Genomic DNA, 20280 nt, shown 5'->3' with positions numbered 1-20280 from the left:
GTCACGTGTTCTTCCGAGGGTCGATTGCGTCACGGATGCCGTCGCCGACCGCCATTGCCGACAGGACGGTGATGGCGATCATGAGGCCTGCAGGCACCCACAGCCACGGCATGGACGAGAGCACGGTGAGCGACTGTGCCTCGTTCAGCATGTTGCCCCAGCTGGATTCCGGCGGTTGCACGCCGGCGCCGAGGAACGACAGCGACGACTCGAGCAGCACGGCTTCCGCCACGAGCAGCGTTGCCGAGACCACGATCGGCGGGAGCACTCCCGGCACGAGGTGGCGAAAGATGATGAATCCTGTTCGCGAGCCGAAGGCTCGGGCGGCTTGAACGAACTCTTCTTCTCGCAGGCTGAGCACGACGCCGCGGGCGATGCGCGCGGGCGTCGGCCATGCAAGGCCAGCGATCACCACGATGAGCATCGGCACGCTCGGGCCGATGACGCCGGCGAGCACGATGATCACGAGCACCGCGGGCACCGACAGCATGATGTCGATGATGCGGCTGATGATCCCGTCGATGATCCCACCGAACCAACCGGCTGCCACGCCCGCCAGTGTGCCGATCGCGACCGCCATCAGGGCGGCCAGGAAGCCGACCATGAGCGAGATCTGTCCGCCCGCGAGCAGCCGACTGAACACGTCGCGGCCCGTCGAGTCTGTGCCAAGCAGATGATCTGCGGATGGCGGCTGACGCACGTTCGTGAGGTCGATGGCCGTCGGCGGGTACGGGCTGATGATCGGAGCGAGCACGCTCGCAAGCACCGTGATCAGCAGCGCGATCACGCCGATCACCGCGATCGGGTTTCGCGTGAACCGGCGCAGCGCGAGCTTGTCCGGCGATGATTCCTGCACGGTCGGAACGAGGTTCACGGCCGACGTGGGAAGCAGGCTTGGGCGTTTCATCGTGCGGTCCTCACTCTCGGGTCGATGATCGAGTAGGACAGGTCAGCGATCAGGTTGCAGACCAGGACGAGCAGGGCGATGTAGAGGCCGAAGCCGATGAGAATGGGGTAGTCGCGGTTGGTGAGGGCGTAGATGGCCAGTTGACCCATGCCGGGCCAAGCGAAGATCTGCTCGAGCACGACTGCACCAGAGAGCGTGATGGGAATCGTCATCGCGAGCACCGTGACGAGTGAGAGCAGACTGTTGCGCAGCGCGTGCCGCAACGCCCTCGACGGCGTTCCGCCTTTCGCGATGATCGTGCGGACGTAGTCTTTGCCGAGCTCTTCGAGCACGCCGCTGCGCACGTAGCGGATGAAGCTTGCCGCATTCGCTAGGGCGAGCAAACCGACCGGCATGACCATATGCAGCAGGAGGTCGCCGAGATCGTCGCGACCCGTTCCATGCATACCCGATGACGGGAGCACCTGCAGCTTTACCGCGAAGAAGTAGATGGCGAGCATGCCGAGGAAGAAGCTCGGCACCGAGATCGCGATGACGCTCACCGAGCTGATCGTGTAGTCGGCGATGCTGTTCTGTCGCACCGCGGCGATCACGCCCGCCGGCACGGCGATGATCAGGCCGATGAGCAGCGCGCTCCCCATCAGCAGTGCTGTCGGGCCGAGCCGGTCGGCGAGAAGCTCGCCGACCGGCTGACCGTTCGTGTAGGAGTAGCCGAGATCTCCCGTCATCAGCCCGCCAAGCCACCGCCAGAACTGCACCACGACGGGTTGGTCGAGACCGAACCGTTCACGGACAGCAGCGGTGTAGGCCTCTCGATCGGCGCCTCCGATCTCCGGCGGCACCATCATCTCGATGGGGTCGCCGGGGGCGAGGCGTACGAGCGCGAACAGCCCAACTGCGATGAGCAGGAAGACGGCGACGCTCGAGACGAGGCGGGTGACGAGGGTTCTCAGCATGGGATCAGTCCGTCACCGTCCAGTCGGCGGCGTTCCAGAAGCCGTTGGCGAAGTCGCCGTGCGGCTCGAAGCCTTGCAAGCGGTCGCTCGTCGCCCACAGTGTGTCGGGAACGTACAGCCACAGGTAGGGCACCAGCTCGTTGTCCAAGCGAACAGCGTCCTGGTAGATCGCTGCGCGCTCGTCCTCGTCGGCCGTCACGGCACCCTCGTTCAGCAGCGTGTCGAGTTCCTCGTCGCAGAACAGCGAGGTGTTGCCACCGGCCGGGAAGACGCGATCGCACAGCAGCGCATTGGCCGAGACCGTCGGGTCGGGGGTGTACGTGCCACCGCCCGAGACCATCAGGTCGTACTCTGCGTTCTCGATCATGCCCAGCTGGTTCGCGCTCTCCATCTGGTCGGCGACGGCGTTGATGCCGATTGCCTTGAGGTTCTCGAGCACGACGGCGACCGCTGCATCACGGTCGGCGGTTCCCGGAATCCAGCTCAGTCGCAGTTCCTGCGAGAAGTCGTAGCCGGCTTCTTCGAGGAGCTCCTGCGCCCGCGCGGGGTCATACTCGTAGGCTTCGAGATCATCAGGGAGCGCCCACGGGGTCATGATCGTGCTGTTGATGGTCTCACCGTGGCCTCCGAGCACGCCGTCGATGATGCCTTGACGGTCGATGGCGTAGAGGAACGCCTGACGGACACGCTCGTCGTCGAACTTCTGGAAGTTCACGAGCAGCCGGAGGAATCCGGGCGAGGGCGCCGAGCTGACCGTGACGCCGTCGAGCCCCTCGACCGTTGCGAGGTCTTGCGGAGAGATCTGCACGACATCGGTCTCGCCCGTCGCAAGCTGGGCGGTAGCGACGTCACTGGTGACCATCTGCAGGTAGAGCGTGTCGATGCCCACCTCTGACCAGTAGTTGTCGTTGGCCTCGAGCACGACGTTCTGGTCGACGTTGAACTCCGTCATGACGTAGGGGCCGGAACTCACCGTCGGCTTCTTGAAGAACTCGTGCTCCATGATGGCGCTGGGTTCGACGTCGCCAAGGATGTGCTCTGGCAGGATGCCGTAGCCGCTGCCGAAGAGGGCGAGGAAGCCGGGGGTCGGTTCAGCCAGGCTGATCGTGACCGTCTGGTCGTCCTCTGCCACGATTCCCTCGAGTGCGTCAGCCGTGCCGTCTTGGACTTCGTCAAAGCCAACGACGGCTGCAAAGGGTGCGGTGTTGGGGCTCGCGACGTCTGGGTTGACGAACAGGTTGTACGTGAAGACCACGTCATCTGCTGTCAGTGGCTCGTCGTCACTCCAGGTGAGGCCATCCCTCAAATGGAAGGTGTAGGTCATGGCGTCATCCGCCACGTCCCACGACTCTGCCAGCCGCGGCACCGACTCGAAGTCCGGCCCGACGTTGAACAGGCCGTTGTACACGAGCGACATGGTCAGTTGCTCGGCGCCCTGTCCAGGTGCCAGCGGATTGAACACCACCGGCTTCTGGTACAGGTACAGGTTGGCCGAGGTGAGTGCGTCGCCCGTTTCCCCCTCGGTGTCGGGGCTGCTGCTTGCGCAGCCCGCCAGCATGGCGGTGGCGACGCCGAGCGCAAGAGCGCTGACGGCGATACGTGATCTCATGATGACTCCTTTGTAATCAGATGGATCGGAAATGATGCGTGGGGATGGGGTGTGTGAGTCGGGGAGGCATTACGCCGCCACGATGGGGGTGGTCAGAGAGCCGAGCCCCTGAACCTCGGCGACCATGCTGTCGCCGGGCTTCAGGAAGACGCCTGTCGTGGCCCCGACTCCGGAGGGCGTGCCCGTGAGGATCACGTCACCGGGGTTGAGGGTCATGAGCTTCGAGCTGAACGACACGAGCTCAGCGACGGTGTGGACCATGTCGGTCGAACTCCCGCGCTGCATGATCTGACCGTTGAGCTCGAGCGTGAGGTCGAGGTTCTGCGGGTCTGGCACTTCGTCGGCAGTGACAAGGTAAGGGCCGAGCGGCGCTGAGCCGTCGAGCCATTTGCCCTCGAGCCAGTCGAAGAAGCCGGTCCAGGCCTCGCCGTCGCGCTCGACACCGAGGTCGAGGCTGCGTGCGGAGATGTCGTTGCTGGTGGCGTAGCCGAACACATAGTCGAGTGCCGCATCCACAGGCACGTTCTGGGCACGGCGACCGATCACCGCGGCGATCTCCACCTCCCAGTCGAGCTGCTGGGTGATCGGGTTGAGCACCACTGGCGCGTCGGGACCGGTGATCGAGGTGTCGGGCTTCAGGAAGAGACGTGGCGTTGCCTTGGCCTGGTCGCGGGCCTCACCGCCGGCCTCCTTCACGTGCGCCTGATAGTTCGCGGCGGCCGCGATCACTTTGCCCGGTGTGAGCAGCGGAGCGAGGATGCGAGCGCCCTCGATCGGGCGGCGCGCACCAGCCTCGGTGCCGGTCTCACCCCGGAGTACTGCCGCAAGGTCGCCGTCGCCGGTCACGACGATCTCGTCGCCCTCGACGTACCCGTGCCTGATGGCACCATCGTCGTCGAATGTCAGCCACTTCATGTCTTGTCCTCCATCACCAGGTGATCGATATGGTTTGGCCGGATCGCGCCGAGGCTGCGATCGCGGTAAGGGCTTCGGCTGCATCGCCGGGCGAGACCTCTGCGCGGCGCGCGCCGAATGACGGATGCCTCATCCCGGCTGCCGTGCGAACGTCGAGACGCGGGCGCAGCAGGTCGACAAGGACGGAGCCGTGCGTGCCGACCAGCCTGATCGTCGCGCGCAAGCACTCCCGACGCTCTCCCGCGACGACCGACACGTGTGCGTTCACGACGACCCCGTGACCGGCACGCCCGAGGAACGTCGTGGCACCGCCGTCCGACGTCGAGTGGGCCTGGAGTTCGACCGAGCTCGGCCCGGTCACGGCGCGCAAGACGCCGATCGCCTCGATGCGGAGCCCCTGCAGCGCGTCGCCCCCGCCGACGGCGACGAGGTCGAGAGCGACAGCTCGCAGCAGGCCGATCTCGCCGCCGCGGACGGCAGCGAGCGCCCGGGTGAACCCGGGCTGCGTCGTCAGTGGGGCGCTCATACCGATGCTCCGATCTCGATCGTGCGGCCCTCGCGCAGCGACGTTTCTGAGGCAGCAGCAACGTCGACGGCGTGGATGGCCGCTGACACCGGCGGGATGACCTCAGCTTCGCTGCGGGAGGAGGCGACGAAGGCCTCGAGCTCGCGGACGAAGACTCGCTCTGCGAAGCCGTCGGCAGCCCAGGCAGTGAGGCCCGTATCCGTCCAGGCGAGCACGCCCTCAGCATCCCACTCGCGCGAGACGACACCCTTGGTGCCCACGACGGTGAGCTCGAGATAGCTGGCACTTCGCGGCCGCTCGCCCCGACTGATCTCGCAGACGGCCGAAGCGCCGTTTGCGAAGCCGAGCTCCATGACCAGGTAGTCGTAGATCTCGAGCGATTCGCTCGTGGCATGCTGCCCGACCGAGAACACGCTCGTTGCAGGTTCCCCGATCCACCAGCTCGCGAGATCGATGAGGTGGGTGCCGTTGTGCAGCGAGTGCCCGCCGGACAGTGCGGGGTTCAGCACCCACGCTTGCCAGCCGGGCCAGATCCATCCGCCATTCATGACGACGCGAACGAATCGCGGCGTGCCGATCTCGCCCGAATCGATAACCTCGCGAATAGCGACGCTCTGGTCACTGAATCGGTGACTGTGGCCGACGGCGAGTGCGAGCCCGCGCTCTGCCGCCTCGTTCGCGACCGCGCGTGCCCCTGCAGGGGTCATCGCCAGCGGCTTCTCCATCAGCAGGTGCTTGCCTGCCGCGAGCACCTGCACGCCGAGCGCTTCGTGGGTCATGTTGGGGGTGCAGACGATGACGGCCTCGACCGCGTCATCGGCAAGCAGCGCTTCGACCGAGCCGTAGCCCTCGCATCGCTCGGCGTGGGCAACCTCGGCGGCGCGGCTCGCGTCGACGTCGCACACAGCAACGAGCTGAGCGCTCGTCATGGTGCGCAACGCGGCCATGTGCGACAGAGCGATGCCGCCCACCCCGACGATGCCGATCCCTAGTGGCATTCCGTGATCCGTCACTGCTGCCGCCTCCTGATGAGCGTTCCAGGACGTGCCGCCGTGGGGCGCCCAGCCCCGACGACGGCCGTGCCGTTGACATAGACGTGGTCGAGCCCGACCGAGGGCCGCGCCGGCTCTGCGAACGTCGCCGCTGCGTCGAAGGTGTGGTCGTCGAAGACGACGAGATCGGCGCGGTGCCCGGAAACGATGCCGCTGATCATGCCGACGCGCGCGGCCGGCGCGGTGGAGAGCCGACGAACTGCCTCACCGACGGGAGTGCCGTGCTGCCGCAGTCTGCGGTAGCCGGCAGAGAACGCGCCCCAGGAGCGGGGGTGTGCGGCGGATGCGCGGTGCGTGCGGTTGAGTGCAGTGCCGTCTGAGGCGATGCTGATCCAGTCGGTGGCGAGCGCCTGATCGACGTCGCTCCAAAGCCCGCTCTCGACTGCGACATCCACCATTCCCTGGTTCTCGACCAGGAGGTCGACGAGCCAGCGCCAAGGGTCGCCCTCGGCGCCCGTGAGGTCGAGCCCCACGGCGTCGGGAGTCTTCGCGGCCTTCATGATGATGATCTGCTCGGGCGTGTAGCCCGCGGACGCAAGGTGCTCGGCGATTGTCGCCGGATCGGCCATGCAGGCGCTGACCACGGCGTCCGGGCCGGCAGCGCGGAGAGCTGGCGGCAGCAACTGGATGAGCGTGGTGTGCCCGTGCACGTAGGGGTAGGCGTCGGCGGCGATGTCCTTCGACTTGCGGAGCGTCTCGAGGTGCGCGAGTGCGTCTGCGAATCCGGGCTCGCCTCCCACGCCACGCAGGTGAGAAACCTGGAGCCTCGGGCCGTCGCTCTCGACGACGTCAGCGAGTTCGTCGATCGAGCGACGCAGCGCGCTGGTGCGATAGTCGCGAAGGTGCGCCGACAAGACGCCGTCATGGGCCGCGACGACGCGCGCAACCAGGGCGAGCTCTTCGGTGCGCGCCGATTCGCCCGGGGAGTACATCAGCCCGAGGCTGGCTCCTACGACGCCGGCCGAGAAGGCCTCCTCGAGCTCGCGCTCGAGCGCCGTCAGCTGACTGCGCTCGAGCGGTGCCGCGCTGGTGCCGGCCACCGCGAACCGTGCTGAGCCGTGCCCGACGTGGGCCGCGACGTTGGTCGCCGTTGAGCACTCGTCGAGCGCCTGCAGCCACCCGGCGACACCACTCCAGGTCCATTCCAGATCGGGGGTTACGTCGATCGTGCTGATGACACGGGCCAAGCCCTCGGCGTCGGCATTGCCCGGGGCCGGGGTCATGCCGCAGTTCCCGACGACCTCGGTCGTGATGCCCTGCGTGATGCGACTCTCGTTGTCTGGGTAGGCGAGCAAGCTGAGGTCAGAGTGGCAGTGGATGTCCACGAAGCCGGGGGCGATGACCCGGCCCGTGCAATCGATGATCTCTGCGTCGTACCCGCCGCTCGGGCGCACGCTCGCTGGCACGACAGCAGTGATCGTCGCGCCCGCGATGACGACATCGCCGAGAAAGGGGTCACCGCCGTGCCCGTCGGCGATGAGGCCTCCGCGCAGCACAGTCTGAGAGATCAAGGGCAAGTCAGACCCCGGCCTTCGCCGTCTCGAAGAGACCCTCGCGTGCCATGGTGCCGATGACATCCTCAGCCTGTGCGAGCGTCCTGTCGATGTCGGCTTCCGTGTGCGCGAGCGAGATGTGGTTTCGCTTCAGAGCCATCGGGTACATGAATGAGCCCTGCTCGATCATGCGGCGCTGGAACGTGGCGCTGGCCTCGTCGTTGTTGCGAAGCAGATCACGGTATCCGCGAATCTCGCCATCCATGAAGTACGGAACGAAGACTGACCCGACACCTGCCATGCGCGCGGCGATGCCATGCTCGTCAGCGATTGACTGCAGTCCCGCGCGCATGCGGTCGCCAAGACCGTAGACGTGACCGTAGAAGTCGACTTCTGGATCCTTCAGCACCGTGATGGTGGCGATCGCGGCGGCCATCGAAACGGCATTGCCATTGAAGGTGCCCGCCAGCATGACGGCGCCGCCGGAGGGCGTGAAGTTGCTCATGACCTCTGCGCTGCCTGCAAGGCCCGCGACGGGGAAGCCATTGCCCATTGCCTTGCCGAATGTGGTCAGATCCGGCATGACGCCGCACAGCTCTTGGTAGCCGCCAAGCGCATGCCGGAATCCCGTGATCACCTCGTCGAAGATGAGGAGGCTGCCGTGCTTCCGCGTGAGGGCACGAAGGCCCTCGAGGAATGACTGCTCTGGAAGCAACGCACCGACGTTGTGCGGCACAGGCTCGAGGATCACGGCCGCGATCTGCTCGGGGTGCAGGGCGAACAGTTCCTCCACCGAGGCCAGGTCGTTGAACTCGGCAATGAGCGTGTTGTCCACGGCGTCATCGAGAATGCCCGACGAGTTGGGGTCACGCTTCCAGGCGCGATCGGGTGCCGAGATGACATTGCGCGCGAGCGCGTCGTACGAGCCGTGGAACCCGCCCTGGAACTTCACGATGTAGGGGCGCGCTGTCGCCCCGCGAGCGAGCCGCACCGCCTGGAAGGTCGATTCTGAGCCACTCATCGTGCTGATGACCATCTCGGCACTCGGAATGGCATCCACGATCAACTGCGCTGCCTCGACCTCGAGCTCTGTCGTACCGACGCCCACAAGGTCGATGTCGGTAATGGCACGCGTGACGGCGTCGTTGACGCGCTCGTCGGCGTGGCCGAGGAGGATCGCGCCGAACGCCGCGTGGTAGTCGGTGTAGACATTGCCGTCCATGTCGGTCATGGTCGGGCCCTTGGCAGACCGCCACGCCCACGGGGCGCCGATGTTTCGTGTGGCGGAGTTCACTCCACCCGGGATGATGCGCTCTGCCACCTCGGCCAAACGGCGGGAGTCGGAAGTCACGTGATGCTCCTTGGTGTCGAACGATGCGTGTCGACGAGTCGGTGTGAGGTACGGGGATCGGAGAGCTCGAGCATCTGCAGCGCATCGCAGTGGATGATCTGCTCGATGGTCTCGTCGGCGACGAACGGCAGGTTGCCGGCACGGAACTGTGCGATCGATCGGAGGTTCGCGAGGGCCTGGGTCGGCGTCCAGAGCGGATAATCAGAGCCGAAGACGAGCTTGTCGACCGTGCGCCACTCCTGTGCGCCCACCAGCGCGAAGAACGCATCCATCGGTCGTGACGGCACACCCGAGACGTCGGCGAACACTCGCCGGTTCTTGCGCAGCACCACGTTGGTATCGCGTTGCCACGGATGCCCCATGTGGGCCATCACCTGCGTGAGATCCGGGTGGCGCCGGGCGACCTCGTCGATCACCATCGGCTGGCTGACCGAAAGGCGACCTATCGGGCTGGGCGTGGCACCCATGTGCCAGAGGGCAACCATGCCGTTCGACTGCAGCTTCGTGTAGAATTCGTCAAACTCCGGTGCGAGCGGGTCGAAGAGCGAGAGCACTGGGTAGAGCTTCACCCCTTGAAAGCCGAGCTCGATCGCCTCGTCGAGCTGGTCGCGCCAGTCGGCGTCGAGTGGGTCGATGGAGCAGAACGGGATCGCGGGTGTCTGCATCTTTGCGACGAAGTCGGCGACGAATGCGTTCGGCGTGCGCACGCCGGCCCGCGACGCCGCAAGGCCGAACACGACCGCGACGTCGACCTCAGCCGCCTGCATTTCCCGGTCGTAGGACTCCGGCGTGACGGTGGGATAGGGGTCGCCGCCGTAGGCGCCCTGCCAATGGTCTTCGTGTTCGTTGCCCCAGTGCTCTGGCTGGTGGCAGTGGCTGTGGACGTCGATGATCATGCCAGTGCCATCCGTGTGCGGAGTGGGGCGAGCGCAGCGTCGAACTCTGGCAGCGCGACGAGTGCTGCTGCCGCTGCATTCAGGATGGGCAAGTACTGCTTGCGAGCTGCTGCATCGAGCTCGGCGCTCGGTGCCGAGATTGACAACGCGAGCATCGGAGCGTCGTTCGTCGGCAGCAGCACCGCCATGCAGGTGACACCCCGGTTTCGTTCCTCGTCGTCGACGCTGTAGCCCGCCTCGCGAATCTGCGCGAGTTCGGCCACGATGCCGGCTCGCGTCGAGATCGTGCGAGGCGTCCACGTTGCGTATGGCTCGCTCTCGGGGAGGTGCGCGTCGATCTCGTCTTCTGGCAGCACCGACATGAGCAGCTTGCCGAGGCCCGTGCAGTAGGCGAAGTCGAGCATGCCGCCGGTCGCGAAGCGCAACGCCCGCTGGGGCTCTGCCACATGCAGATGGAGGACGGAAGGCCCTTCCAGGAGACCGAGGTTTGCGGTGAAGCCCACCTCGTCGGCGAGTTCGCTGAGCACGGGTGCCGTGATCTCGGCCATGCTCACGGGGCGATAGCCTTCGGCGATTTCGTGGATGGCATACCCGATCGAGTAGGCGGGATGTTCGCCGGAGCGACGCACGAAGCCTTCTTCCTCCATGACAAGCAGGAGGCGAACCGCGGTCGATTTCGGCAGGTCGAGCTCCGCGGCAATGGATGCGAGCGTCAGTGGCGTGTTCGACTTGCCGAGGAGGCGAAGTATCCCCAGAGCTCGGTTGAGCCCCTGCGAGTGATACGACTTGGCACGCTGTTCCATGTCAGGGAACCTAGCAAAGGAATCGATGACGTGGAAGGCCGTTCCATGTAACGAATCGATAACTCGACAAGGCACGCGGCGCAGTCGAGCACTCGGAGCGCGGTGGCGCTGGCGCAAAGGTAACGATCCGATAAACCAACGTGAAACGCTCGACATGGAACGGTGCTCCATGTGCATAGTTGCGGCGACCGGCACGCAAAGGAGCGAACCGTGAACAGCCAATATCAGGGCAGAGCCTCAGCCTTTGGCCACCGCCGGTGGTCAGGCATCGCCGCGACAGCGTTCGCCGTGCTCGTGCTCGCAGTCGTACCGGCGCCGATGGCCGTTGCGGCACCGGCCGATGGTGCCGTGCGCACGTTTGATGCTGAGGCGCTCGGTGCGCCGCCGGCCGATTGCAGGATCATCGGCGATGTCACCGTTGCTGAGGCTGGCTTTGGTGGCGCTGCTGACACGAATCGTGCGATGCGCGTGGTTGATCAGAGCAGCACCGTCTATACACGCACCTGGTGCGACTATCCGCTGACGTCGGAGCGGTCGGTCTCGTACCGTTTCTCGCCTGCGCAGTTCGATCGTGGCCCGTATGTCGCGATTCAGGGCGCGCCCGGAGCCAGTGCGAATGGCGTGTGGCGGTTCACGTTCAACCGCGACGGCAACGACATCCGCATCGCCGCCTACGACGGCTCCTCGTTCGCTGATGTCGCACGTGTCGCAGGCGGGGCAGTCCTGGGCGAGTGGGTGGATGTCACGATCAACGCCACGCTCGACCGTGCCGAGCTCATCCTTAACGGCGTCCGCTTTGAGACTGATCGCCGGAACGCGGCTTCTACCGGCATGGGAGAGATCTACTTCGGGTCGGCCGGGGCCAGCCCCACCGGCGTCGACTATTACATCGACGACCTCGCCGTCTCTGGCCAGCTGCCCGCCGACGCCTTCGCCGGCGTCACCATCGAGACACTCTTCGACCTCGCCGTCGAGGGCATCGAGATCGTGGATGCCCCGGTGGCACGCTTCCAGGTGCCCGCTGGCATGGGTGTCGGAGACTTCGCGGTGATGACGACCTGGAACGGAGCCCCGCTGCCCGTGACGGTCACCGACACGGAGGATGGCTGGGCGACCATCTCGACCACGCACGTGTTTCCCACGGCAGGGTCTGGCATCCTGCGCACCGTCATCACCGATCTGAACGGTGTCGTATCAGCGGCAGAGCAGAGCACCAGCGTGCGCTCGTCGAGAACCGTGCCCGACGTCATTGTCGCGACTGCCGAAGGTGACCACGAACCCTACTTTCCCGAGATCGCGCACCTCGACGACGGTCGTCTCGTCACGGTCTATTACTGGGCGAACGAGCACTCGCCGAGCATCCCGGGCGGCGGGCCAGGGCAGGTCAGGTGGACAGAGAGCGTCGATGGCGGGAAGACCTGGTCGGAGGCGCGTGTCGTGATCGACACGCCTGCCGACGACCGCGATCCGCAGATCACGCAATTGCGGGACGGCACGATCGTGCTGACGTGGTTCCAGACGGAATGGATCGGCTACCCGGCCGAGGCTGCCACGATCACCGGCACCTACGTCATCCGCTCTGAGGACGGCGGGCAGACCTGGTCGCAGCCCGCGCAGGTCGAGTCGTCGATGAGTTGCGGATGCGGTGCCCGCAGTGGCGCCTACAACCTCGGCTGGGCTGCCGAATCCGGTGAGGTCGTCGAACTCGACAACGGCGATCTGCTCCTGCCCCTGTACGGGACGAGGCCGGATGCCGCCCTCGGCCGCGCGAGCGTCGCGCGCAGCACCGATGGCGGGCTCACCTGGCCATTAGCGAACGAGGTCATGCTGCCTGCGCCGGCGGGAGTGGGGCTCTCGGAGACAGAGTTGGCGGTACTGGCCGATGGGCGCGTGACTGCGGTCATCCGCCCCGGCTTCGTCAGCGACTCCTTCGACGGCGGCCTCACGTGGTCCGTCGCGACCCGGGTGCCATGGAGCATGCAGGCTCCGGACCTGCTGCGCTTGCCGGGCGGACGGGCACTGCTCACCTACGGCGGCAATGACTACGGTTCGAACGAGCCGGTTGTTGGCCGCTTCCTGTACCCCAATCAGGCCTGGGTCGACACGGTTCCCGTGCCGCTCTACATGTCGCTGCAGAACGTCGACCAAGGCGATCCGAGCAGCGCGGTCGTGCGCGGCAGCCACTTCCTCACGGTGAGCTACGACACGAACATCGGCTCGATTGTCGGCACCTTCAGCTCGCTCGGCGAGTACCCCCGGGTCGCCCCCTGAGGACCGCGTTCCAGCCTCGCCCGTGCACCCACAGCCCGAACCCAACTCCCGCTCTCAGCTTCGGCTGAACCCCCAAGGAGAAGTGAGAACAATGAAGTTCCGAACATCCCGCCCGCGACGCGCTGCGATAGCGCTGGCCGCTACGGCCGCCATGGTGCTCGCGGTACTGCCGGGCCAGATGGCTGCTGCTGCACCAGCCGATGGTGCCGTGCGCACCTTCGACAACGAGCCACTCGGCGCTCCTCCGGCCGACTGCCGCATCATCGGTGATGTCACCGTCGCTGAAGCCGGCTTCGGCGGTGCAGCAGCAACAAATCGTGCCATGCGCGTGAGCGATCAGAGCAACACCGTCTACACCCGCACCTGGTGCAACTACCCCATCACCACCGAACGCTCCGTCTCCTACCGCTTCTCCCCAGCGCAGCTCAACGGCGGCCCCTACGTCGCCATCCAAGGCGCACCCGGCACCAGCGCCAACGGCGTCTGGCGCTTCACCTTCAACCGCGACGGCAACGACATCCGCATCGCCGCCTACAACGGCTCCTCCTTCGCCGACGTCGCCCGAATCCTCGACGGCGCCACCCTCGGCGAATGGGTCGACGTCACCATCAACGCCACCCTCGACCGCGCCGAACTCATCGTCAACGGCATCCGCTTCACCACCGACCGCCGCAACGCAGCCTCCACCGGCATGGGAGAGATCTACTTCGGATCATCTGGAAGCAGCCCCTTCGGCGTCGACTACTACATCGACGACCTCGCCGTCTCAGGCGAACTCCCCGACGACGCCTTCGCCGGCGTCACCATCGAACCCATTTTTGATGCTGCGGGCGTGACACGCGGCACGGAGATCGTCGATGAACCCATTGCCCGCTTCCGTCTGCCGGAGGGCGCCGACGTCGCTGACTACTCCGCAACCGCGGCTTGGCAGGGCGAGGCTGTCCCTGCGCAGCTCAGCGGCCCCGATGCCGACGGCTGGGTCACCGCATCGATGAGTCACACGTTCACCCGAGCGGGCGCAGGAACACTGCGCACCACCGTGACCGACACCGACGGCAACCAGTCCGTCAGCGCTCAGATGATCACGATCGCCGGCGAGTTCTCAGAGCTCACCTTCGAGTCAGACCCCGTCGGCTCGATGCCGGCTGACTGCTCCGCGCTCGACGGCTACCTCCCAGCTGCGGTGAGCGAAGAGGCAGCGTCAGAGGGCAACCATTCGCTCCGGGTGCAGGACACCAGCGCGCAGGCATCCGTCGGTGTCACATGCACGGTCGTGCCGCAGCAAGGCGCCTACCTCTCATTCGAAGTCAACCCGCAGTCCCTGCAAGGCTTCACGTTCGACATCATCGGCACGTCACTGATCGCGACGGGCCAGCCGGCCAACTCGCTGTTCCGCTTGGCACTGCGCGCCGATGGCAGCATCGACTGGTACGAGCAGTGGACGGCGACCTGGCGTGAACTGAGCCCCACCGGCAGCGTTCCACTCGACGAATGGACGCAGATCGAGCTTGCCGTGCCGAGCGACAACGCCGCCGTGCGAGTGAGCGTCGAGGGCGAATACGTCGGCTCAGGCGGACCAACGATCGGCAACAACTCGAGTCAACACAACGAGGTCACAGGCATCACCGGACTCGCGTTCACCACCGGCGCGACCGGCGCTGCCGCCGTCCATGATGACGTCTACGTGGACGACATCACGTTTGGCACTCCTGCGACGACGCCACCCGCAGCAGTCGGCACCGCGCCGTTCGTCATCAGCGACACTACGGCCATCGACAACGACGGCGAGCAGGTCGGCTTTCCGAACCCCGGGGTCGTGGTCTCTGACGGAGACGGTGGGAAGCGCATCCTGATTCCCTACTCGGGACACCCGGATGTCGACGACGCCGGCGGCATCTTCCTCGGCGCCTCGGATGACAGCGGTGCGAGCTGGTTCAGCGGTCAGGATCTGAACCCGATGCCCGACACCTCCGGTGTGACGATGACGCGGCTGCGGAACGGCGACGTGCTCGCGGTCAACTTCCACGCCTACATGGAGCCCGGAACCGACGACCGACAAGCGCTCGTCGAGACCGCGATCTCTGGCGACAGCGGGGCAACGTGGACGCACCGCGAAGGCACGATGACCACGCCCGAACCCATGCGTCCGATCGGTGCTTCCGAACGCCCGGGAACGACGCTGGGCGGCTTCGTGCTGCTCCACACGATCGTCGAAGATCCGGACGGCACGCTGTACATGTCTGCGTACGGCTACTACGACAGCGATGAAGCGTTCCGGCAACTCGTGCTCGTCTCCACCAACGGCGGCATCGATTGGTCGGTTCGAGGAACCGTCGCAGTGGGCGATCCCGAGCAATTCGACATCCAGGCGTATGAAGGACCATGCGAGGGCGCTATCGAGCGACTCGCTGACGGCTCCATGATCATGGTGATGCGTGTCGGTTGGCGGCTGCCGATGATCTACTCGCGTTCGTTCGACGACGGCGCGACCTGGAGCGAGCCGCAGGCGATCGAGGTTGGCCCGGCCGGGCAGGATCTGCTCAGCGTGCAACCCACGATGGAGCTGCTGCCTACCGGCGAGCTGCTCCTCATGGTCGGGCGTCCCGGCGTCGTGATGACCATCTCAGAGAGCGGCCTCGGCGACGACTGGAGCGTGCCGGTCGGCATCGACTACGTCAACACCGAGAACGGCAGCTTCACCGTGCTGGATCCGACGACCGTCGTGGTGGCGGGCGATCGTGGGCGTGCGGCGCCGTGGGAAGTGTGGTCGCGCACCGTCACTGTCGATCCCACGTGCGAGCAGACGATCACCGGCGCGCATGACGGACGAGTCACGGCAGGTGCGGGCGGGCTCTGCCTGATCGATGCGACCATCAGCGGCGCGATCACGGTCAATGACGGCGGCCGACTCATCGTGCAGGATTCGCAGATCACGGGGCAGGTGACCACAAGTGGAGCCTCGACCGTCGCGATCTGCGGGTCGCACATCAATGGTCCAGTTCGCATTGCGGGCACTGCAGGCGGAGTCTCTGTGGGTGACACGACCAGCGGATGCGACGCCTCCACCATCGCGGGACCGCTGCGCATCACCGACACGGCCGGCCCCGTCGTGGCCGACCGTTCAGAGGTCACCGGCCCGGTGACGGTATCTGGCAACAGCGGTCGAATGGCGACGGTCCTGTCTGGGCTCACCGTGCACGGCCCGCTGTTCTGCTCGCAGAACGCGGTCGCGCCGATGGATTCGGGAGTGCCGCTGCAGGTAGACGGCCCCCGCAAGGGACAGTGCGCCATGTAACGGGCGACGCTGGTCATCCGCGCGCGGAGCGTCCGTCGCACGATCGTGCTTCACTTCGGTGAGCTGCCGCAATCAGGCGAGCAGCACTCTGCCGATCGTGCGACGGACCTCACGCGTTTGCGCGTGCGGCAGTGAGGCGTCCGTCACGAGCGTGTCGAGCTCGCCAAGGTCTGCAAACGCGGCGAGGCCCTGTACGCCCCACTTGGAAGCGTCGATCATGGCAACCGTTTCTCGCGTCGCCGCCATGAGTGCCCGGTTCGTCTCGGCCTCCGCGAGGCTCGGAGCCGTGCAGCCGCGATCGGCATCGATGCCGTGCGCGCCGAGGAACAATTGGTCGAGGCCGATCGACGCGGCCGCACGGTTGGCGACTGGGCCGACCAGGGCATCGGAGCGCGAGCGCTCGCCGCCGATCATGACGAGGCTGTCATGGTCAGGCAGTGCGAGGGCGACCGGTAGGGAGTTCGTCACGATCGTGATATCCGGCACGTCAGCGAGCAGCCGTGCCAGCGCAAGGGTGGTGGTGCCGCCGCCGATACCGACGGCGCTGCCTGGCCGAACGAGCGCGAGTGCGGCTCGTGCAATACGCTCCTTCGCTTCGGGATGCAGCGCGGCCTTTTCGGACGGTGCCGGCTCCTCCGTGACCGGAGCTCTCAGGATTCGCACGCCACCGCGCACGCGCTCGATGACACCGCTGGCGGCCAGTTTCTCCGCGTCGCGCCGCACGGTCATCGCCGAAACGCCGAGGGCAACGGCAAGGTCGGCGATGCGAGCGGTGCTTGTGCGCCGGAGATGTGCTGTGATGCGCTCGCGTCGTTCGACGTCGAGCAGGCCCGCTTCCAACGGCGAGCGTGTGCGAACCACAGCCATAGTTACACTTTCGCACATAATCGCGCAGAACTACACAGCACGCGGCAGGATCGGAGCGTGAGCAGCATCCGCCAGACCTCCGCACGACTCGCTGACGGGCGCGAGATCATCTACTTCGACGACGCCGGCACCCAGCCACGAGAGCGGCGCATCGACACGCGTGAACTCGACCCCCGGCCCCCGACGCCGAGCATGCGCTTCGACGTGCTGAGCTCGGAATGGGTCACCGTCGCAACTGCTCGCCAGACCCGTGTGCATCTTCCGTCGGCCGACCTCGATCCGTTGGCGCCGCAATCGGCCGGCAACCCGAGCGAGATCCCCGATCTCTACGATGTGGCGGTGTTCGAGAACCGGTCACCGTCATTCGGTCCCGATTCAGGCAACGAAACGATAGTCGCCTCGACCGATGAGGCGAACGATGCACGTCAGCCTCCGATCGGCGCAGTGCAACTCGCGAGCGGTCGCTGCGAGGTGGTTGCGTTTGACCCCGACCGCGCCGGCACGTTTGGCACGCAGTCGACCGTGCGCGCGCGCACGATCATCGAGGCGTGGGCGGAGCGCACCCGAGCACTGTCTGCGGTGCCCGGCGTGCAGCAGGTCTTCCCGTTCGAGAACCGCGGTGTCGAGATCGGCGTCACGCTGCACCACCCGCACGGGCAGATCTACGCCTACCCGTACGTGCCGCAGCGCATCCGCCGCATCGCGCGCTCGATCGGCGAGCGCGGTCCGGGGCTCTTCGCCGAGATCCTCGAGCATGAGTTGGCCGGGCCGCGGCTGCTGATCGAGGGGGAGCACTTCACCGCGTTCGTGCCGTTCGCGTCCCGCTGGCCGGTCGAGCTGCAGGTGCTGCCGCATCGACACATACCCGACCTCGCTGCGACCACCACAGCCGAGCGCGACGAGCTCGCGAGCATGACGCTGCGCCTCGCGCGCGGACTCGACGCGCTCTACGACGCGCCGCTGCCATATATTGCCGGGTGGTTGCAGGCGCCGGTCGCGGCATACCGCGACGAGTTGCGGCTCGGTTGGAGCGTGACGAGCCCTCGCCGCGCCGCCGACAAGTTGAAGTTCCTAGCAGGCAGCGAAGCCGTAATGGGAGCCTGGGTCGCCGACATCTCCCCTGAGGCCAGTGCCGCACGCCTGCGTGACGCGATCGCCAAGGCCGACGAACAGCATCCGGTCGAGCCGCTCAATCAGCAGTGGGGAGCGATGCGCGATGCATGAGTCGTTCGAGACCCTTTTCGGTCACGAGCCTGACGGCGTCTGGTCGGCTCCGGGTCGCGTCAACCTGATCGGCGAGCACACCGACTACAACGGCGGCCTCGCCCTGCCATTCGCTATCGATCGCCGCACCCGGGTGGCCGTGCGGCAGCGACCGGACCACCGCATCCGCATCACCACCGACTTCGAGGACGCCGACTTGACGAGCGGACTGATCACGGCGACGCTCGCGACAGCCGGGCAGGTGAGCGGATGGAGCCGGTACGTGCTCGGCGTCGTGCACGTGCTGCGCCGCGAGCTCGGCATCGAAGGGTGCGGCTTCGAGGCGCTCGTGACGAGCACGGTACCCATCGCGGTCGGTGTCTCGTCGTCTGCAGCGCTCGAGGCTGCCGTGCTGGTGGCGCTCGACGAACTGTGGGATCTGAGGCTCGAGCGCGGTGAGATGGTGCGACTCGGCCAGCTGGTCGAGAACGAGGTGGTGGGCGCGCCCACCGGCACGCTCGACCAGTCGGCGGTGCTGTTGACCGAGCGCGACCATGCGGTGCTGCTCGACTTTCAAGCGGACACCGCTGAGAAAGTGCCGCTGGGCTTCGATGCCGCGGCACTCGAGATCCTCGTCATCGACTCGCTCGTGCGCCACGATCACGCAACCGGCGGTTACGGCCAGCGCCGCCGCGAGTGCGAAGAAGCGGCGGTGATCGCGGGCGTTCAGTCGCTGCGCGAGATCGACCCGACCGAGGTGGATGCCTGGGCGAGGCGCATGCCGGCGCAGGTGCACCGTCGGCTGCGCCACGTCGTCACCGACACCGAGCGCGCTCGGCTGGTCGCCGAGCATCTGCGGTTGGGTCGGCCCCGCGAGATCGGGCCGATCCTCACCGATGGCCACCGCTCTCAGCGCGATGACTTCGAGAACTCGGTGCCCGCGATCGATGCGGCAGTGGAGACGGCCATTGCCGCGGGTGGTCTCGGTGCGCGTATGACCGGCGGCGGCTTCGGCGGCGCTGCGGTCGCGCTCGTCGAGACGGCCGACGCCGAGCGCATCGCGGTCGAAGTGGCGGATGCGGTGCAGCAGGCGGGGCATGCACGCCCGGTCGTGTTCCCCGTGCGGGCAGCCGATGCGGCGAGGAGAGACGCTTGACCCGCTGGCTCGTGACGGGCGGTGCTGGATACATCGGTGCGCACGTCGCTGCGGCGCTGCTGGAAAGCGGCCGCGAGGTGACGGTGCTCGACGACCTCTCCTCGGGGCATCGGGAGTTCGTGCCGTCGCGGGCGCGGCTGCACACCGGCTCGATCCTTGATCGGGAAGCACTCGCGACGACCCTGCACGACGTCGACGGCGTCGTGCACCTCGCGGGCTACAAGTACGCGGGCGCGTCTGTGACCCGGCCGCTCCACACCTGGCGGCAGAACGTCACGGGCACGATCGAGCTGCTCGACGCGATGCGCCAGCAGGGCGTTGCGCGCATCGTGTTCTCCTCGAGCGCAGGCGTCTACGGCACTCCCGACGTCGAGCGCGTCACCGAGGCCACGCCGCCCGCACCCGAGTCGCCTTACGGCGAGACGAAGGTCGCGGGAGAGCTGCTCCTCGCCGACGAGCGCGCCCGCGCAGCGCTCGACGGCACGGCGTTCCTGGGAGTGGCGCTGCGCTACTTCAACGTGATTGGCTCGGGTGACCCGAGCATCCGCGACACCAGCCCCCACAACCTGGTGCCCAAGGTGCTCGCGGCGCTCGCGCGCGGTGAGGCACCGCAGATTAACGGCGACGACTACGCGACCCCCGACGGCACGTGCGTGCGCGACTGGGTGCACGTCGGCGACGTCGCGCTCGCACACGTGGCCGCTGCCGACCGCATGGAGCGCGGCATGCAGCTGGAGTCGGTCTACAACCTCGGCAGCGGCGACGGCGCCTCGGTGCGCGAGGTGCTCGGCGCGATCCTGCGAGCCGCCGGCAGCGATGCAGAGCCGAAGCGGGCGCCGCGCCGACCGGGCGACCCGGCCCGCATCGTCGCTGATGGCACGCTCGCCGCCCGCGACCTGGACTGGCAGATGCGGCGGTCGATCGACGCGATGGTTGCCTCAGCGGTCGCGGCAGAGCGGCGCTGACGGAGCGGCGGCCAG

16 protein-coding genes are annotated in these 20280 nt (G+C 66.8%); 5 read left to right on the top strand and 11 right to left on the bottom strand.

Features of this window, described 5'->3' with window-relative positions:
• Nucleotide 1: 1 nt before the first annotated feature.
• From opp4C to BM288_RS04330, 10 genes are all read right to left on the bottom strand, one after another.
• Nucleotides 2-907, bottom strand: a complete 906-nt coding sequence (gene opp4C / locus BM288_RS04375) for an oligopeptide ABC transporter permease (RefSeq protein WP_092916347.1) — start codon at nt 905-907, stop codon at nt 2-4.
• A complete protein-coding gene (locus tag BM288_RS04370) occupies nt 904-1863 on the bottom strand; it encodes an ABC transporter permease (RefSeq protein ID WP_092916345.1) in 960 nt (319 codons plus the stop codon). The genes opp4C and BM288_RS04370 overlap by 4 nt, the downstream gene beginning before the upstream one ends.
• A 4-nt stretch (nt 1864-1867) precedes the next feature.
• A complete protein-coding gene (locus BM288_RS04365) occupies nt 1868-3421 on the bottom strand; it encodes an ABC transporter substrate-binding protein (protein ID WP_177220252.1) in 1554 nt (517 codons plus the stop codon).
• Nucleotides 3422-3541: 120 nt separating this feature from the next.
• Complete coding sequence (locus tag BM288_RS04360) at nt 3542-4387, bottom strand: fumarylacetoacetate hydrolase family protein (RefSeq protein ID WP_318255417.1); 846 nt, start codon at nt 4385-4387, stop codon at nt 3542-3544.
• Between the two features lie 13 nt (nt 4388-4400).
• Complete coding sequence (locus tag BM288_RS04355) at nt 4401-4913, bottom strand: hypothetical protein (RefSeq protein WP_092916339.1); 513 nt, start codon at nt 4911-4913, stop codon at nt 4401-4403.
• Complete coding sequence (locus tag BM288_RS04350; RefSeq protein WP_092916337.1) at nt 4910-5911, bottom strand: Gfo/Idh/MocA family protein; 1002 nt, start codon at nt 5909-5911, stop codon at nt 4910-4912. The genes BM288_RS04355 and BM288_RS04350 overlap by 4 nt, the downstream gene beginning before the upstream one ends.
• Before the next feature lie 11 nt (nt 5912-5922).
• Entirely contained in the window at nt 5923-7476 is a 1554-nt protein-coding gene (locus BM288_RS04345) for an N-acyl-D-amino-acid deacylase family protein (RefSeq protein ID WP_177220251.1), read from the bottom strand.
• 7 nt (nt 7477-7483) lie between these two features.
• Nucleotides 7484-8809 (bottom strand): aspartate aminotransferase family protein, encoded by a 1326-nt coding sequence (locus tag BM288_RS04340; RefSeq protein WP_092916333.1) that lies wholly within the window; start codon nt 8807-8809, stop codon nt 7484-7486.
• Complete coding sequence (locus BM288_RS04335) at nt 8806-9705, bottom strand: amidohydrolase family protein (protein WP_092916331.1); 900 nt, start codon at nt 9703-9705, stop codon at nt 8806-8808. Before BM288_RS04335 ends, BM288_RS04340 begins: the two co-directional genes overlap by 4 nt.
• Nucleotides 9702-10508, bottom strand: a complete 807-nt coding sequence (locus BM288_RS04330) for an IclR family transcriptional regulator (RefSeq protein WP_177220250.1) — start codon at nt 10506-10508, stop codon at nt 9702-9704. The genes BM288_RS04335 and BM288_RS04330 overlap by 4 nt, the downstream gene beginning before the upstream one ends.
• A 210-nt stretch (nt 10509-10718) precedes the next feature.
• Here BM288_RS04330 and BM288_RS04325 point away from each other — a divergent pair, with 210 nt between their 5' ends.
• Nucleotides 10719-12779: a sialidase family protein gene (locus BM288_RS04325; RefSeq protein ID WP_143103018.1), complete on the top strand. Its 2061-nt coding sequence runs from the start codon at nt 10719-10721 to the stop codon at nt 12777-12779.
• A 22-nt stretch (nt 12780-12801) separates the two neighbouring features.
• Nucleotides 12802-16074 carry a sialidase family protein gene (locus BM288_RS04320; protein WP_143103017.1) on the top strand — a complete coding sequence of 1091 codons (3273 nt, stop codon included), beginning with the start codon at nt 12802-12804 and terminating at the stop codon, nt 16072-16074.
• 72 nt (nt 16075-16146) lie between these two features.
• Here BM288_RS04320 and BM288_RS04315 read toward each other — a convergent pair whose 3' ends face one another.
• Nucleotides 16147-16941: a DeoR/GlpR family DNA-binding transcription regulator gene (locus BM288_RS04315; RefSeq protein ID WP_318255332.1), complete on the bottom strand. Its 795-nt coding sequence runs from the start codon at nt 16939-16941 to the stop codon at nt 16147-16149.
• Nucleotides 16942-16998: 57 nt separating this feature from the next.
• Between BM288_RS04315 and galT the strand changes: the two genes are divergently transcribed.
• From galT to galE, 3 genes are read left to right on the top strand one after another with little or no spacing between them, the layout of a single operon-like run.
• Nucleotides 16999-18165, top strand: a complete 1167-nt coding sequence (gene galT / locus BM288_RS04310) for a galactose-1-phosphate uridylyltransferase (protein ID WP_318255331.1) — start codon at nt 16999-17001, stop codon at nt 18163-18165.
• On the top strand, nt 18158-19300 hold the full coding sequence (galK, locus tag BM288_RS04305) for a galactokinase (protein WP_092916323.1): 1143 nt from the start codon (nt 18158-18160) through the stop codon (nt 19298-19300). Before galT ends, galK begins: the two co-directional genes overlap by 8 nt.
• Entirely contained in the window at nt 19297-20265 is a 969-nt protein-coding gene (gene galE, locus BM288_RS04300; protein ID WP_092916321.1) for a UDP-glucose 4-epimerase GalE, read from the top strand. The genes galK and galE overlap by 4 nt, the downstream gene beginning before the upstream one ends.
• Nucleotides 20266-20280 lie beyond the last annotated feature (15 nt).

The sequence above is a fragment of the Agrococcus baldri genome, from assembly GCA_900114805.1.
In the GTDB taxonomy this organism is placed as follows: Bacteria; Actinomycetota; Actinomycetes; order Actinomycetales; family Microbacteriaceae; genus Agrococcus; species Agrococcus baldri.
This window is presented reverse-complemented; position numbering and strand designations above follow the sequence as displayed.

Coding starts and splice junctions, on each gene's coding strand:
- opp4C (WP_092916347.1), bottom strand. CDS start 907: ATGAAACGCCCAAGCCTGCTTCCCACGTCGGCCGTGAACCTCGTTCCG.
- BM288_RS04370 (WP_092916345.1), bottom strand. CDS start 1,863: ATGCTGAGAACCCTCGTCACCCGCCTCGTCTCGAGCGTCGCCGTCTTC.
- BM288_RS04365 (WP_177220252.1), bottom strand. CDS start 3,421: ATGCTGGCGGGCTGCGCAAGCAGCAGCCCCGACACCGAGGGGGAAACG.
- BM288_RS04360 (WP_318255417.1), bottom strand. CDS start 4,387: ATGAAGTGGCTGACATTCGACGACGATGGTGCCATCAGGCACGGGTAC.
- BM288_RS04355 (WP_092916339.1), bottom strand. CDS start 4,913: ATGAGCGCCCCACTGACGACGCAGCCCGGGTTCACCCGGGCGCTCGCT.
- BM288_RS04350 (WP_092916337.1), bottom strand. CDS start 5,911: ATGCCACTAGGGATCGGCATCGTCGGGGTGGGCGGCATCGCTCTGTCG.
- BM288_RS04335 (WP_092916331.1), bottom strand. CDS start 9,705: ATGATCATCGACGTCCACAGCCACTGCCACCAGCCAGAGCACTGGGGC.
- BM288_RS04330 (WP_177220250.1), bottom strand. CDS start 10,508: ATGGAACAGCGTGCCAAGTCGTATCACTCGCAGGGGCTCAACCGAGCT.
- BM288_RS04315 (WP_318255332.1), bottom strand. CDS start 16,941: ATGGCTGTGGTTCGCACACGCTCGCCGTTGGAAGCGGGCCTGCTCGAC.
- galK (WP_092916323.1), top strand. CDS start 18,158: ATGCATGAGTCGTTCGAGACCCTTTTCGGTCACGAGCCTGACGGCGTC.